The sequence below is a fragment of the Enterobacter sp. T1-1 genome, assembly GCF_000710795.1.
GTDB lineage: Bacteria > Pseudomonadota > Gammaproteobacteria > Enterobacterales > Enterobacteriaceae > Enterobacter > Enterobacter cloacae.
In genome coordinates this window covers 25,004-40,267 of record NZ_JALW01000005.1, presented here as the reverse complement: position 1 = coordinate 40,267, position 15,264 = coordinate 25,004, and the positions used below count along the sequence as shown (strand labels likewise).

The following is a 15,264-nucleotide window of genomic DNA, read 5'->3' as shown; positions in this document are numbered from 1 at the left end:
CGGGACATTATGCGCAGGATCGTTGGCTTTCTTATCAATAACATTCGTGAGCATTTTATGCTCTATATTTTATTATGGGTGCTGCTGGCACTCATCGATATTATTTATATTGTATTTTACTGAAAAGTGAAGCTGACAATTACTGACATTACTTTAGGTTAGCTTAATCTTTTGCTTGCTGCTTATTCCGCCTTGGACGAAGCGATTGAATTACATTTGCGGATCATTTTCAAAACCGCTGAAATAAATAAAATAAAAATCTATATTCAATTATTTCAGTTGCAATATCATTTATTCCCGTTCATTTTTACTATTCTGTTTTTCTTCGAATGGTCATTCTGATGCAATTGCGTAACTCCTCTCAGCGCTACGGAATAATATCCATGTGTTTACACTGGATAGTTGCTCTTACCGTTTATGCAATGTTCGGACTGGGTCTGTGGATGGTGACGCTCAGTTATTACGATGGCTGGTATCACCAGGCACCAGAACTGCATAAAAGCATCGGCATCCTGCTGATGATGACGTTGGTTATTCGCGTGATCTGGCGTCACATTTCCCCGCCGCCCGCCGCGCCCAAAACCCACAGTAAATTAACGCGTGTCAGCGCGGTTGCCGCGCACGTTACGCTCTATATCCTGCTGTTCGCCATTCTGATTAGCGGCTATCTCATTTCCACTGCAGACGGCAAGCCGATTAACGTCTTTGGCTTGTTTGAGGTTCCGGCCACGCTCTCTGACGCAGGGGTTCAGGCCGATACCGCAGGCGTGGTGCATCTCTGGCTCGCGTGGAGCGTGGTGATCCTGTCTGTCCTGCACGGGCTTGCCGCCCTTAAACACCACTTCATCGATAAAGACGATACGTTAAAGCGCATGCTTGGCCGTTCGTCAGTTGACTCTGGAGCATAAAATGAAAAAACACCTGCTGGGTATCGCATTAGGTTCTCTGTTATTCACCACCGGTTCTGCCGTGGCGGCTGATTATAAAATTGATAAAGAAGGCCAGCATGCTTTCGTCAATTTCCGTATTCAGCACCTCGGTTATAGCTGGCTGTACGGTACCTTTAAAGATTTTGACGGCACATTCACCTTTGACGATAAAAATCCTGCCGCCGATAAGGTCAATGTGACCATTAATACGAATAGCGTCGACACCAACCATGCAGAGCGCGATAAACATTTGCGTAGTGCGGAATTCCTGAATGTATCAAAATTCCCACAGGCGACCTTTGCGTCGACCGAGGTGAAGAAAGAAGGTGATAAGCTGAATATTACCGGTAATCTCACGCTCAATGGCGTCACGAAACCGGTGACCCTGGAAGCCAAATTACTCGGCCAGGGTGACGATCCGTGGGGTGGCAAACGCGCAGGTTTTGAAGCCGCAGGGAAAATTCATCTGAAAGATTTTAATATCACCACGGATTTGGGTCCGGCGTCTCAGGACGTAGAGCTGATTATTTCCGTTGAAGGTGTTCAGCAGAAGGCATAATAAACACGCCCGGCAGGGTTTGACGTTGCCGGGCGTCATTATCATTCCGGGTCAGGAATACCCAGTTTGGTATTCAGGCGGCCACGGGATTTATTAAAAATCTTATTGCCGTTTTCACGTCCCGCACGACGGCGGCGCTGCTCCTCTTCCGGCAGCATGCTCTCTTCACTGCACAGTTCGCTACAGCAGCCGTTAAATTTCTCTGCGCACGCCGGGCACTGAATAAACAGCAGATGACAACCGTCATTTTTGCAGTTGGTGTGGGTATCGCACGGTGCGCCGCACTGGTGGCAATGGGCAATCACGTCTTCTGAAATACGCTCACCCATTCGCTCGTCAAAGACAAAGTTTTTACCGATAAAACGCACCGGTAACCCCTGCTCACGGGCACGGCGGGCATACTCGATGATACCGCCTTCGATATGCCAGACCTTATTAAATCCGTTATGTTTCATCCACGCGCTGGCTTTTTCGCAGCGAATACCGCCGGTGCAGTACATAACGATTTTCTTATCTTTATGTTCCTGCATCATCTCAACCGCTTTCGGCAGTTGCTCGCGGAAGGTGTCGGCCGGGATTTCCATTGCGTTCTCGAAATGGCCCACTTCATATTCGTAGTGGTTACGCATATCGATGAATACCGCGTCCGGGTCATCAAGCATCGCATTGACTTCCGCCGCCTTCAGGTATTCCCCCACGTCGGCCGGGTTGAAGGCCGGGTCGTCAATGCCGTCTGCCACGATGCGCTCACGCACTTTCATACGCAGCACCCAGAATGATTTACCGTCATCGTCCAGGGCAATGTTCAGGCGTAAGCCGTTCAGCGCCGGATCGAAGCCGTAAAGAAAATCGCGGAAGGCGCTCACGTTGCTTTCCGGGATGCTGATCTGGGCGTTGATACCTTCACGCGCCAGATAGACGCGCCCAAAGACGTTCAACGCGGTGAAGGCTTTATAGAGCTCATCGCGGGTCGCTTGCGGATCGTTGATCGTGAAGTATTTATAGAATGAGATGGTCGTGCGCGGTTCGGTTTCAGCCAACATACGCGCTTTCAACATCTCATTCGATACGCGGTTGTGTAACACTGGCATGGTGTACAAGTCCTGCAATCGTTATTGAGAAAGGAAAATCGGTCGGCATCATATAGCAAACAATAACAATTTACATCCACACAATTTACGCTACATTTCTGTCAGCCTGAACTATGCGTCATAACATTTGCTGCATTAGCGCGCGTTTCGACATCAGACATTTTGGCTATGTAGTAAAAAATGAGACACTAAGACCTTCAGGACGTTAGAAAACAGGACCGACATGACCCAATTACCGAAATTTACCGTCACCCTTTTGCATCCTCGCTATTGGTTGACCTGGCTTGGCATTGGCTTTTTATGGCTTCTGGTCCAACTCCCCTACCCGGTTATTTTCCGTCTGGGCAAAAACCTGGGTCGTCTTGCGCAAATGTTTATGAAGCGTCGCGCCAGAATTGCCTACCGCAACCTTGAACTGTGCTTTCCGGACATGAGCGAGGCTGAACGTCATGACATGGTGACCAGGAATTTTGAGTCTGTCGGCATGGGGCTGATGGAAACAGGAATGGCGTGGTTCTGGCCGGACAAACGCATGGCACGCTGGAGCGTCGTTGCCGGTACGGGGATGGAGCCGGTACATTCGCTGCAGGCGAATCAGACGGGCGTGCTGCTGATTGGCGTACACTTTCTGACCCTGGAAATCGGCGCCCGTATGTTCGGTATGCAGGCGCCCGGCATTGGGGTTTATCGTCCAAACGACAACCCGGTTATTGATCTGATCCAGACCAATGGCCGTATGCGGTCCAACAAAAGCATGATCGACCGTAAGGATCTGAAGGGTATGATCCGCGCCCTCAAATCAGGTGAAGTGGTCTGGTATGCCCCCGATCACGACTACGGCCCGCAATCCAGCGTATTTGTTCCGTTCTTTGCCGTTGAAGAGGCGGCCACCACCACGGGCACCTGGATGCTGGCACGCATGTCCAAAGCCGCCATCGTCCCTTTTGTTCCGCGCCGCAAACCGGATGGTTCGGGTTACGAATTGATTATGCTGGAGCCCGAACTGGCACCTCCACTGGATGATGCTGAAACCACCGCACGCTGGATGAACGGCATTGTCGAGAAATGCATTATGCTCGCACCGGAGCAGTACATGTGGCTGCACCGCCGCTTTAAAACGCGGCCAGAAGGCACGCCGTCCCGCTATTAATTTCCCCTGCGGCCCTTTGGGCCGCTCCCTGTTTTAGCTTTAAAAGCTCTCCCTCATTGCGGCAATCATAACCCAGGCGCATAATTAGCAGGCTTATTACTTCATGCCTTACGGTGCGCTGCACCTCATTATGCGGATTGTTATGTCACCCTCAGATGCCCCCATAAACTGGAAACGTAACCTTACGGTTGCCTGGCTTGGCTGTTTTCTTACCGGCGCGGCGTTTAGCCTCGTGATGCCCTTTCTGCCCCTGTACGTTGAACAACTGGGCGTGACGGGCCACAGTGCGCTCAATATGTGGTCTGGTCTGGTGTTCAGCATCACTTTCCTCTTCTCCGCCATTGCTTCGCCGTTCTGGGGCGGCCTTGCCGACCGTAAAGGGCGTAAAATCATGCTGCTGCGCTCGGCGCTGGGAATGGCCATCATCATGGCGTTAATGGGTGTGGCGCAGAACGTCTGGCAGTTTCTGATTTTGCGCGCGCTACTTGGCCTGCTGGGAGGATTTATTCCCAACGCGAATGCGCTGATCGCCACCCAGATCCCGCGTCATAAAAGCGGCTGGGCGCTCGGGACGCTCTCAACCGGAGGCGTCAGCGGCGCCTTGCTGGGGCCTCTGGCGGGCGGCTTGCTGGCGGACAGCTATGGCCTGCGCCCGGTATTTTTCATTACTGCCAGCGTGTTGTTCCTCTGCTTTATCGTTACGCTGATCTGCATTCGTGAAAACTTCACCCCCGTCGCCAAAAAAGAGATGCTCCACGCGCGGGATGTGCTGGCTTCACTCAAAAACCCCAGACTGGTACTGAGCCTGTTCGTGACGACCCTGATTATTCAGGTCGCGACCGGTTCGATTGCCCCTATTCTGACGCTGTACGTTCGCGATCTGGCAGGTAACGTGAGCAACATTGCGTTTATCAGCGGGCTGATTGCCTCCGTACCCGGCGTGGCGGCGCTGCTTAGCGCCCCGAGGTTAGGGAAACTGGGAGACCGCGTCGGCCCGGAAAAGATCCTGATTTGTGCGCTGGTGATCTCCGTGCTGCTGCTCATTCCCATGTCGATGGTGCAATCACCCTGGCAGCTGGGCGTTCTGCGCTTTTTGCTGGGTGCCGCCGACGGGGCGTTACTGCCCGCCGTTCAGACCCTGCTGGTTTACAACTCTACGAACCAGATCGCCGGGCGTATCTTCAGCTACAACCAGTCATTTCGCGACATCGGCAACGTTACCGGCCCGCTGGTGGGGGCCGGGATCTCCGCCAGCTTCGGTTTTCGCGCCGTGTTTATCGTCACGGCGGGCGTAGTACTGTTTAATGCGGTTTACTCGTGGTTCAGTTTATCCCGGACATTACGGCCGGTGGCGGAATAAGACAAATACGTGACGGCTTATTTTCGCATTCATACTTGCAGAATCAGATATTCAGCTATTCTTTCCCTGAAACCTTCTGGAAAACAGGGAGACACCAATGACCATGTACGCCACGCTGGAAGAAGCTATTGATGCCGCTCGTGAAGAGTTCCTCGCCGATAACCCCGGTGTTGATGAAGAAGATGCGGACGTGCAACAACTCAACATCCAAAAGTATGTCCTTCAGGACGGAGATATTATGTGGCAGGCCGAATTCTTTGCTGACGAAGGTGAAGAAGGCGAATGTTTGCCGATCCTGAGCGGTGAAGGAGCTCAGGCCGTCTTTGATGGTGACTATGACGAAATTGAGTTGCGTCAGGAGTGGCTGGAAGAGAACACCCTGCACGAGTGGGATGAGGGTGAATTTCAGCTCGAGCCACCGCTGGATACGGAAGAAGGTCAAACCGCAGCTGACGAATGGGACGAGCGTTAATTCCCGTTACTCATAGGGGCCGTGGCTGGCATCGATGGGCAACAACAGCGTATCGAAAATCAGCGAGAACGGCAGATCGAGCACCGTCAGGTAGCGCCATGCGGAATCCCGGACATCCCATTTCACGCCCGGATAGTACTGATTCCCGTGGCCCTGCCCCGGAATGGTGCGACTGATGATGCTGCCGCAGCCGCTCAGCAGACATGCCATCATGACGACGATGATTATTTTCATCCGTTACCTCTAAAAAAATACCGGCGTTTAAGCCGGTATTTTATCTGGCGGGTGGCACATTGCTTACCCGCCCTACGTTGCCACTTACTTCGCCTTCAGCGCCAGCGGGTTAAGCTTCAGATCGTTGTAGTAGTTCACCCACGAGGAGTAGCGCTCCGGGGAAGACCACACACGGTAGTGCAGACGCGACATAGTCACCGGATCGCTTAACAGCACCAGACGGCGGTCGCGGTTAAGTTTCTCTGGCGTCTCGTTCAGCGCCTGTTCAACGTGACGATCGCGGGCAATCTCCAGCACCTTACTGGCACGGTGACGCGCGGTAGCCATTGCCGTTGCCAGGGCGTTAAACGACGGGTTAAACACCGCGTGCATAAAGCCATCATCCAGCGTACGACGGCGGTTCTGCTCCAGATAGGTGTCAGTATCCACCAGCACCTGCGGCGGCGAATACTCTTCCGGGATCAGGAACAGCTTCCAGCGTTTGGTACGCAGGCCAACCGTTGAGCGGCTTGAAATGACCGACACAAACGGCGACAGGATCAGCGAGAAGACAATCGGCGCCAGCCAGAACAGGAAGCGCAGATCCAGCCATGCCATCCCAGCAGCCCACACCAGACCCAGCAGCAACTGCGAGCCGTGACGCATAAAGGCTTCACCCCACGGCGTGGAGTCATCATCACGCTGCGGTGAGTTCCAGACCACTTCCCAGCCCAGGAACGCGCTGACCACAAACACGGTATGGAACAGCATACGCACCGGTGCCAGCAGCACGGAGAACAGCACTTCCAGCAGCAGTGAAACCGTTACCCGCCAGAAACCGCCATACTCCTTCGAGCCTTTGCACCAGATCAGAATGATACTGAGCAGCTTCGGCAGGAACAGCAGCACCATGGTGGAGGCAAAGAGCGCTATCGCCAGCTCCGGGCGCCACTGTGGCCACACCGGGAACAGCTGACGCGGTTGCAGGAAGTACTGCGGCTCAGTCAGCGCATGCACCACCTGCAGAGCCGTGGAGAGCGCCAGGAACATAAACCACAGCGGCGCGGAGAGATAAGACATCACGCCGGTCAGGAACACCGCACGGTGAACCGGGTGCATCCCTTTCACGAGGAACAGACGGAAGTTCATCAGGTTCCCGTGACACCAGCGGCGGTCACGCTTAAGTTCGTCCAGCAGGTTCGGCGGCAGTTCTTCATAGGATCCAGGCAGATCGTAGGCAATCCAGACGCCCCACCCTGCACGACGCATCAGCGCCGCTTCCACGAAGTCGTGCGACAGAATCGAGCCGGCAAACGAACCTTCGCCCGGCAGCGGTGCCAGCGCACAGTGCTCAATAAACGGCTTCACGCGGATAATGGCGTTGTGACCCCAGTAGTGGGACTCACCCAACTGCCAGAAGTGCAGACCGGCAGTAAACAGCGGCCCGTAAACACGGGTGGCAAACTGCTGGCAACGCGCGTAAAGCGTGTCCATGCCGGACGCTTTTGGCGAAGACTGGATGATACCCGCGTTCGGGTTAGCTTCCATCAGACGCACCAGACCGCTCAGACAGTCACCGCTCATCACCGAGTCGGCGTCCAGCACCACCATGTAGCTGTACTGGTTACCCCAGCGACGGCAGAAATCATCGATGTTACCGCTTTTACGCTTCACACGACGACGGCGGCGACGGTAGAAGATCTGACCTTCGCCCTGTACTTCTGCAATTAGCTCCATCCAGGCTTTTTGCTCGGCAACGCAGATGTCCGGATTGTAGCTGTCGCTCAGGATATAGACGTCGAAATGGGCGGCGTTACCGGTCGCCTTAACGGACTCCCAGGTTGCGCGCAGCCCCGCGAATACGCGGTCAACGTCTTCGTTACAGATAGGCATAATCAGTGCCGTACGGTGCTCAGGATTCAGGGGTTCATCCCCGACCGTAGACGCCGAAATGCTGTATTTGTCTCGTCCCATCAGCAGCTGCAGGAAGCCCATCAGCGCGGTCCAGAAACCGGCCGAGACCCAGCAGAAGAGAACGGCGAACAGCAGAAGAATGCCACTTTGCAGGATATACGGCAGCAGTTGCATGAAGGAGACCCAGATATCCTGGCCCATCATGTCTGCCGGGTTGATCAGCGCCCAGCCCTGGTAAGGCAGAATCGTCTTCATGTACCAGGTTGCGACAACCGTCTGCGCCAGCGTCAGCAGCAGAAGAATGTAGCGACGGATCGTCCCCACGGTACGCCATTTCTGTTCGGAGGCCTGCTCTTCTTTTGTCAGACGCGACAGATAGCGTGGCGTCACGTCACGCCCGCGCAGGCGATCCCAGAAGCGGCCAACCGGGTTGGTACGCCAGGGGTCGGGGAACATGGAAGAACGCGTTGCTTTCGGCATCGCCTGAAGCTGATCGCGTCCTTCGTCGTCTTTAATCAACTGCCCTTCTGCCAGCGAGTCCGGCCATGCCTGCTCCAGACGTGCCTTCACTGACCCCAGCGGAGAATCGTCATCACGTGAAAACTGACGATGTTCCCCATCCAGCGCGGCATGTACCGCGCGGATGTCGCTCTCAGGCAGTGCCGCTTTTTCGATATCCGTCAGCGGCATGGCATCAATATATTCAGATGTATTATTCATTGGCAGGTAGCTGATAGCTCCAGGTTTCACTCAGCGGCTGATCGTTACTGACCAGCGCAGCGCGCATTTCAGTGGTCTGTTTCGGATCTTTCACTTTCACGCGCAGGGTCAGACGCCACCCTTTCGTTACCGGGTTGTAACGTACGGTGTTCTCAACGATCTCACCGTTATCACCGATGCTGGCCTGGGCGGTCACGGCAGTATCTGGCGCCAGTTTTTTCATGTCCTGGCCGGTGAAGTCCACCACGAAAGCGACGGTACCGTCAGGCTGACGGATAAGGTTAGACTGTTTCACGTCACCCGTTGAACGGCGAGTCTGCATGACATACGCGTTATCCGGCGCATGCAGTTTGTCTTCGTCGCGGCTAAAGGTGATCGTGTATTTGAAGTTCATCTCTTTCCCGGCTTCCGGCAGCTGATCCGGCGTCCAGTAAGCGACGATGTTATCGTTGGTTTCATCATTGGTTGGGATTTCAACCAGTTCAACCTTCCCTTTGCCCCAGTCACCTTTCGGGGTCACCCACGCGCTTGGACGCAGGTCGTAGCGGTCATCCAGATCTTCAAAGCGAGAGAACTGACGGCCACGCTGCAGAAGGCCGAAACCTTGCGGGTTTTCCATCGCAAAGCTGCTGACAGCCAGATGTTTCGGGTTGTTCAGCGGACGCCAGATCCACTCACCGTTACCAGCATGAATAGACAGGCCGTTGGAATCGTGCAGTTCAGGACGGAAGTTGGTCGCCGGTGACGGCTGGTTCGGCCCAAACAGGAACATACTGGTCAGCGGCGCAACGCCCAGTTTACCCACTTTGTCGCGCAGGTAGACTTTAGACTGCACGTCAACCACCGTGTCACGCCCTGGCATGATCACAAAGCGGTACGCGCCCGTTGCACGCGGGGAATCCAGCAGTGCGTAGATAGTCAGACGTTTATCCGTTGGTTTTGGACGTTCGATCCAGAACTCGCGGAAACGTGGGAATTCTTCACCTGATGGCAGCGCGGTATCAATAGCCAGGCCGCGCGCAGAAAGCCCGTACACCTGTCCCGCGCCAATAACGCGGAAGTAGCTGGCGCCGAGCATGCTGACGATTTCGTCGTTTTTATCTTTGCTGTTGATCGGGTAAAGCACCTTGAAGCCTGCAAAGCCCAGATCTTTAACCGTATCTTTGTCGTGCTGCACATCGCCAAAATTGAAGTAATCCGGGCTGTATTTGATTTTACGTACCGCCGTTGCCGTCACTTCATTGATGGCAACAGGGGTGTCGAAGTACATACCCTGATGATAAAACTCAAGCTTGAACGGGGTCTTAATATTGTTCCAGTACGCTTTATCGTGATTGAACTGGATCTGCTGATAGTCCGCATATTTCATGTCGCGGAAAACGGAGGGCAAGTTACTTTTCGGCGCTTCGTAGCTCTTGCCTGCCATCGATTTTGCCTGTTTTGCGACATCGTCGATGTTAAAGGCCAGTGCCGATGAGGTATACAGGGATAACACCACTGCAGCACCCAACCAACGCATTTTCATCATCTGTGGTTTATGTTTCATAATAAGTAAGCACTTCCCCCTTTGTGTGCTTATATCGATCCGATCCATTTTAATGGAAACTCAGGCAATCCGACAACATTATCACCGCTTTGTTCAGCTCGCTGGCTCAGGGATTAAGCAAATGAAAGAACCCGCTTTTCACTTTGCGTGCTTATCCTGGAGACAGGGTGTCGGTCTTGGTGTAGGGTTGGCTTCGAATGTAACCATTATGAGTCTTAGGGATAAGGCGAAAAGTCTGAGAATGCACAAAGTTATATGAGCACAACACCTGTAGAACGTGAATACTTCCTCGACTCGATCCGGGCATGGCTGATGCTATTGGGGATCCCCTTCCACATTTCACTGATTTACTCCAGCCACACCTGGCATGTTAATAGTCAAATGCCCTCCTGGTGGCTGACGCTGTTTAATGACTTTATTCACGCCTTCCGCATGCAGGTGTTTTTTGTCATTTCAGGTTATTTCTCTTATATGCTGTTTCTGCGCTACCCCATCAAGCGCTGGTGGAAAGTGCGCGTGGAGCGCGTCGGCATTCCGATGCTCACCGCCATTCCTCTGCTGACGCTGCCGCAGTTCATCATGTTGCAGTACGTAAAGGGTAAGGCGGAGAACTGGCCTAATCTGTCGCTATACGAAAAATACAACACCCTGGTTTGGGAGCTGGTGTCCCACCTCTGGTTCCTGCTGGTGCTGGTGGTCCTAACCACGGTCAGCGTGTTGATTTTTAGCCGCTTTCGCCGCCATTTAAGCGACAAAGCTAACGCCTTTTTCGCCAGTATCACCCTGGGAAAACTGTCGCTGCTCTTTTTGCTGCTGGGCATTGCCTATGCGGCAGTGCGACGGACGCTGTTTATTGTCTATCCGCCGATTCTGAGCGACGGATTATTCAATTTTGTGGTGATGCAGTCGCTGTTCTACATCCCCTTCTTTTTAATCGGGGCGCTGGCCTTTATTTATCCGAAGCTTAAGTCGCTGTTTACGACGCCCTCACCGTGGTGTGCTTTTGGTGCCGCCATCGCGTTTGCGGCCTATCTTTTAAATCAGCGCTACGGCAGCGGCGATGCGTGGATGTATGAAAACGAGAGCGTCATTACCATGCTGCTGGGCCTGTGGATGGTGAATGTGGTCTTTGCGCTGGGCCACCGGCTGCTTAATTTTAAGTCCAGCCGCGTCACCTATTTCGTCAATGCTTCGCTGTTTATCTATCTGGTGCACCACCCCCTGACGTTGTTCTTCGGGGCCTATATCACACCGCATATCGCCTCCAACACGCTGGGCTTCTTTACCGGGCTGGTCTTTGTGATTGGAATCGCCATCGTGCTTTACGAAATCCACCTGCGGATACCGCTTCTGCGTTTCCTTTTCTCCGGGAAACCGCAGGTAAGAGCATCATAAAAAAACGCGGCGCACTCAGTGCGCCGCGTGTGTTTCAGGTCTCTAATTCCTGTCCGCGCTGGGTCAACAGCCGCTGATAAAGATGCAGTGTCTCCTCATCGAAACAGACAAATGTCACTTTTTCGGGCATCGGTTTAAGCGACAGGTAACGATACACGGTGTCTACCGCAATCGTCGCTGCGGCAGCTTTCGGATAGCCATACACTCCGGTGCTGATGGCCGGAAACGCCATGGTTTTATAGCCATTATCAGCGGCCAGACGCAGGCAGTTTCGGTAGGCCTCTTCGAGGATACTCGCCTCATGCCGATCGCCGCCATGCCATACTGGCCCCACGGCATGAATCACCGCTTTCGCGGGAAGATCGCCCGCAAGCGTAATAACGGCATGACCCGGTGGGCACTCCCCCTGTTGCTGACGCACAGTCTTGCAGGCTTCCAGCAGTTGCGGTCCGGCAGCCCGGTGGATAGCGCCATCCACGCCACCGCCGCCCATCAGTGACGGATTGGCTGCATTGACGATCACATCAACGTGCATCGTCGTGATATCGCCATGAATAACGTCAATTTGCGGTTTCATAAATACCCTCTGCTTCCCGCCATTTTCTTAAGTGTATCGCAGAGGTACCCGAGAGAAAAAACTATCGGGAAAAACCTCTTCCGCCGTAAAGCGGAAGAGCACACATCAGCGGTACTGAATTTGTACCACCGCGAGCGTTTTTTCAGGATTGAGGTACTTCATGCTGAGGGTGGCAAGGCTGGTATCGGTCACATGGCCATTAAGTGCATCTTCATAACTGACTATGCGCGTATGAATCCGGTTATTTTCCGGGCATGACAACGCAAACTGCCGCGTTTGTGCAGTCACTTCACAGGGGTCGGCGACAATCGCGCCGCGAAAATGAATGACCCCACCCTCAACAACCGTCGCCGCAAAAACCGGGGTTACAAAAAGAGAAACGAGCAGACTAAAACCAGAAGCGAGTTGAGCGATATATTTGGTCACGTGTATGTACTCCTCAATGAAAATCGTCCTTGAGGGGTAAAAGCGCTCCATTAAAGCAAACGTAGTTTCACGTTCCGGAACTTAGTTGCTCAGTTCCTGTTATCAGCATAGCTCAACGGTGAAGGCATGCCACATTGGCAAATCATTGATTTTATGAATGATTAAAGCCTCTTCTCCGGCGGTGACCACTGCTGTGATAAATGAAGCGATTTACCATCAGAGACGGTGACAATAATGTTCACCGTATCCCCCGTACCAATATTTAAACTCAGCCGCATTAAATCGATCGTCTGATTAGCGGGGATAAAAAGCCTGTTTTGCTGGCGTGATGTACTTTGACCACTCTGCCCTTCCCGTTCAGCCACGATTTGTACCAGACAATCACACGGCGTTGTCAGCGTAACCTGGGGAATAATGGTGGTCATATCGCCCTGCTGCGATGTGTTAAACGTTATTTGACTGGAAAGCGCGGCAAGGAGAATTAAGGTATTCATGATGCACTCCCGAAAAAAAACAGGGCTGAGGCCCTGTTTTTTTGTAGCACAGATTTCAGTATTAATACTGATAAGCTGCAGCGTGGTTACCAAAACCAATCTGGGTAACATTGACCGTAGAATTAGACGCAGTCTGATCAACCATTGCGCCGTTAAATCCACCGTACTGGCTCACATTCATTGTGGAGTCGTGACTGTTCCATTGATCAAGCGTTGCGCTGTTGGCAAAACCATTCTGAGTCAGAGAGATGGTGCTGTCGTCAGAACCTTGTCCAACATCTGCGCCATTACCGCCACCGCTCTGGCTAATAGACAGCGTTGAATCTCTGGCATTGGTCTGCAAGGCGACAGCTGAGTTACCGCCACCGTTCTGGTAAATATTCAGGGTTGAATTTGGGCCATTACCGCCTTGACCATGGCCATGACCGTGTCCATGGCCCCAGCCACCTTGATCAATGAGACCGGCCATAGCACTACCAGAAACGACGATTGCTGCAAGAGCTGCCACTTTGATAAATTTCATGGTAAAACCCCCATCGGATTGATTAAAGTCGCCGCGAATAACTAACGTTGAATAACGCGAATTGCCATTTGCGACTGTTTTTGCACTACAACTGCGTTTTTCTGTGTACCGTACTGCGTGATGCTTGCCCTATTACCCGACCCTTTCTGGATAATTTTCGCACTATTACCAAATCCGTCCTGCGTAATATCTGCATCATTCGCAAAGCCGCTCTGAGCAATATACGCAATATTATAAGTCCCTGATTGATCAACCCGCGCCCTGTTACCTGACCCATCCTGGGAAACGATGGACAATAATTTTGAACCGTCCTGGCGCACCTGAGCGTCATTAAGTACACCCTGTTGACCAATAATGGCTGCCTGATTTAATGATGTACGGCTTAATTCATTTACCGCAAAGTTATATTCAGAGGTAGCCAAATCTGAATTCGCCGCGGTGACAACCCCAGGCGCTCCCAGTAATGTAAACATCATAAATAACGATGTGTTTTTCATGTTGCCACCCTGGATCTGGCTGTTTTAAAAGACTTCAGGTTAGAACAACGCATATTTTGTTAACGCGTCGTTACGGTGAAGAGTATGTCTGCCGAAACACGTTAAATATCTCACCCGCGCGGCTTATTTTTATTTTACAGGTCACCTCAAAGTAGTAATTCCTGAACAAAAATAGTGATAAGCGAAGCCATTTAATTTTTATAAAGCCTTATCCATCGCAAATGGGTGAAACATCGAAGCGGCTGTTCCGACGCGAGAGAGGAAGGGTTAAACGTAACGACAGGATGACATTAACGTTAACGTGTGACACAAGACGCGATTTCTTAAGGCGAAGCGGCATTCATTCCGTAGGTTAGATTTTTTTGAAACTCATACTTTAAAATTTCTGAAAAAGAATAGCATAAAAACATTAAAATCAGTCACATATAAATATTTGTATGATTTTTAAAATCTGTGCATCATTATTTAGCTGTACAACTTTTTCATCAATTAAAGGCTTTCAAGAAGGTACGCATTCATAAATTAATATTTATTTTTACATCTTGTTACAAGTTTAACACTTGCTTTAAACTTCGTAAAAGCTAGATTGAAATTAGATGTACGAAATTCGTTTTATATTTTCCTCCCTTGTGGAGGTTATGGTTTGATTCTACACACAGCAGCGCAACATCTGTCAGTACTTCTGGTGTCCTCTTTTCGCAGGAGGACAACTGCCAGGTGTCATAAAAAAGTGGGGTTTCATCATGTATAATGAAGTCCATAGTTTACATGGTCATACATTACTGTTGATCACAAAACCTTCTTTGCAGGCGACCGCTTTATTACAACATTTAAAGCAATCTTTATCACTGAACGGGAAATTGCATAATATTCAACGTTCTTTCGATGATATTGCACCTGGCTGCATTATTCTTTTCGATATGATGGAAGCGGATAAAAAGCTCATCCATTACTGGCAAGATACTTTGAGCAGGAAAAACAATAACATCCGCGTGTTATTATTGAATACGCCTGACGAGTATCCTTTCCGGGACATTGAAAGTTGGCCGCATATCAATGGCGTGTTCTACGTCACTGAAGAAGAGAATCGGGTGGTAGAAGGCCTGCAAGGTATCTTGCGAGGAGAGTGTTATTTTTCGCAAAAGCTGGCCAGCTACCTTATCACGCACTCCGGAAATTACCGCTACAACAGTTCAGAGTCAGCACTGCTAACGCACCGCGAGAAAGAGATCCTGAACAAATTGCGCATTGGTGCTTCAAATATTGAAATCGCCCGTTCGTTATTTATCAGCGAAAATACGGTAAAGACGCACCTTTATAATCTTTTCAAGAAGATAGCTGTTAAAAACCGAACTCAGGCGGTTTCATGGGCAAACGATAACCTCAGGCGTTAATCAC

The 15,264-nt window shown here is 51.6% G+C and carries 17 protein-coding genes; 8 read left to right on the top strand and 9 right to left on the bottom strand.

Annotated elements, in window-relative coordinates; translation table 11 throughout:
* Positions 1 to 9 precede the first annotated feature (9 nt).
* The 3 genes from AK59_RS01000000123535 (at position 10) to AK59_RS0102475 (ending at position 1,488) form a co-directional block, all read left to right on the top strand.
* Positions 10 to 123 (top strand): YceO family protein, encoded by a 114-nt coding sequence (locus AK59_RS01000000123535; protein ID WP_020689623.1) that lies wholly within the window; start codon positions 10 to 12, stop codon positions 121 to 123.
* Between the two features lie 218 nt (positions 124 to 341).
* Complete coding sequence (locus AK59_RS0102480) at positions 342 to 908, top strand: cytochrome b (RefSeq protein WP_028027945.1); 567 nt, start codon at positions 342 to 344, stop codon at positions 906 to 908.
* Position 909: 1 nt separating this feature from the next.
* Positions 910 to 1,488 carry a YceI family protein gene (locus tag AK59_RS0102475; RefSeq protein ID WP_029881950.1) on the top strand — a complete coding sequence of 193 codons (579 nt, stop codon included), beginning with the start codon at positions 910 to 912 and terminating at the stop codon, positions 1,486 to 1,488.
* Positions 1,489 to 1,529: 41 nt separating this feature from the next.
* Here the strand turns inward: AK59_RS0102475 and trhO are convergent, their stop codons facing one another.
* Entirely contained in the window at positions 1,530 to 2,579 is a 1,050-nt protein-coding gene (gene trhO / locus AK59_RS0102470) for an oxygen-dependent tRNA uridine(34) hydroxylase TrhO (protein WP_013097157.1), read from the bottom strand.
* A 223-nt stretch (positions 2,580 to 2,802) separates the two neighbouring features.
* Here trhO and AK59_RS0102465 point away from each other — a divergent pair, with 223 nt between their 5' ends.
* From AK59_RS0102465 to AK59_RS0102455, 3 genes are all read left to right on the top strand, one after another.
* On the top strand, positions 2,803 to 3,729 hold the full coding sequence (locus AK59_RS0102465; protein WP_029881949.1) for a Kdo(2)-lipid IV(A) acyltransferase: 927 nt from the start codon (positions 2,803 to 2,805) through the stop codon (positions 3,727 to 3,729).
* A gap of 142 nt (positions 3,730 to 3,871) precedes the next feature.
* Positions 3,872 to 5,089: a multidrug efflux MFS transporter MdtG gene (gene mdtG, locus AK59_RS0102460; protein ID WP_028027946.1), complete on the top strand. Its 1,218-nt coding sequence runs from the start codon at positions 3,872 to 3,874 to the stop codon at positions 5,087 to 5,089.
* 97 nt (positions 5,090 to 5,186) lie between these two features.
* Positions 5,187 to 5,561 carry a MysB family protein gene (locus tag AK59_RS0102455; protein WP_014831418.1) on the top strand — a complete coding sequence of 125 codons (375 nt, stop codon included), beginning with the start codon at positions 5,187 to 5,189 and terminating at the stop codon, positions 5,559 to 5,561.
* Positions 5,562 to 5,567: 6 nt separating this feature from the next.
* Here the strand turns inward: AK59_RS0102455 and AK59_RS0102450 are convergent, their stop codons facing one another.
* The 3 genes from AK59_RS0102450 to mdoG all read right to left on the bottom strand — a co-directional run bounded on the left by AK59_RS0102450 (position 5,568) and on the right by mdoG (position 9,954).
* Positions 5,568 to 5,795, bottom strand: coding sequence for a YceK/YidQ family lipoprotein (locus AK59_RS0102450; protein ID WP_013097162.1), 228 nt, complete (start codon positions 5,793 to 5,795; stop codon positions 5,568 to 5,570).
* 84 nt (positions 5,796 to 5,879) lie between these two features.
* Positions 5,880 to 8,408: a glucans biosynthesis glucosyltransferase MdoH gene (mdoH, locus tag AK59_RS0102445; protein ID WP_013097163.1), complete on the bottom strand. Its 2,529-nt coding sequence runs from the start codon at positions 8,406 to 8,408 to the stop codon at positions 5,880 to 5,882.
* Complete coding sequence (gene mdoG / locus AK59_RS0102440; protein WP_020689627.1) at positions 8,401 to 9,954, bottom strand: glucans biosynthesis protein MdoG; 1,554 nt, start codon at positions 9,952 to 9,954, stop codon at positions 8,401 to 8,403. The genes mdoH and mdoG overlap by 8 nt, the downstream gene beginning before the upstream one ends.
* A 255-nt stretch (positions 9,955 to 10,209) precedes the next feature.
* On the opposite strand from mdoG, the gene mdoC reads away from it, so the two are divergent.
* Positions 10,210 to 11,349, top strand: a complete 1,140-nt coding sequence (gene mdoC / locus AK59_RS0102435; RefSeq protein WP_029881948.1) for a glucans biosynthesis protein MdoC — start codon at positions 10,210 to 10,212, stop codon at positions 11,347 to 11,349.
* A gap of 34 nt (positions 11,350 to 11,383) precedes the next feature.
* Here mdoC and ymdB read toward each other — a convergent pair whose 3' ends face one another.
* The 5 genes from ymdB to csgB all read right to left on the bottom strand — a co-directional run bounded on the left by ymdB (position 11,384) and on the right by csgB (position 13,866).
* Positions 11,384 to 11,926 carry an O-acetyl-ADP-ribose deacetylase gene (gene ymdB / locus AK59_RS0102430; RefSeq protein ID WP_023620191.1) on the bottom strand — a complete coding sequence of 181 codons (543 nt, stop codon included), beginning with the start codon at positions 11,924 to 11,926 and terminating at the stop codon, positions 11,384 to 11,386.
* Between the two features lie 105 nt (positions 11,927 to 12,031).
* Positions 12,032 to 12,352 carry a type 1 fimbrial protein gene (locus AK59_RS0102425; RefSeq protein WP_029881947.1) on the bottom strand — a complete coding sequence of 107 codons (321 nt, stop codon included), beginning with the start codon at positions 12,350 to 12,352 and terminating at the stop codon, positions 12,032 to 12,034.
* Positions 12,353 to 12,513: 161 nt separating this feature from the next.
* Positions 12,514 to 12,846, bottom strand: a complete 333-nt coding sequence (gene csgC, locus AK59_RS0102420) for a curli assembly chaperone CsgC (protein ID WP_023620193.1) — start codon at positions 12,844 to 12,846, stop codon at positions 12,514 to 12,516.
* 61 nt (positions 12,847 to 12,907) lie between these two features.
* Complete coding sequence (gene csgA / locus AK59_RS0102415) at positions 12,908 to 13,369, bottom strand: curli major subunit CsgA (RefSeq protein WP_023620194.1); 462 nt, start codon at positions 13,367 to 13,369, stop codon at positions 12,908 to 12,910.
* A gap of 41 nt (positions 13,370 to 13,410) precedes the next feature.
* Positions 13,411 to 13,866, bottom strand: a complete 456-nt coding sequence (gene csgB, locus AK59_RS0102410) for a curli minor subunit CsgB (RefSeq protein WP_013097170.1) — start codon at positions 13,864 to 13,866, stop codon at positions 13,411 to 13,413.
* Between the two features lie 743 nt (positions 13,867 to 14,609).
* Here csgB and csgD point away from each other — a divergent pair.
* Entirely contained in the window at positions 14,610 to 15,260 is a 651-nt protein-coding gene (csgD, locus tag AK59_RS0102405; protein ID WP_023620195.1) for a biofilm master transcriptional regulator CsgD, read from the top strand.
* Positions 15,261 to 15,264: the final 4 nt, after the last annotated feature.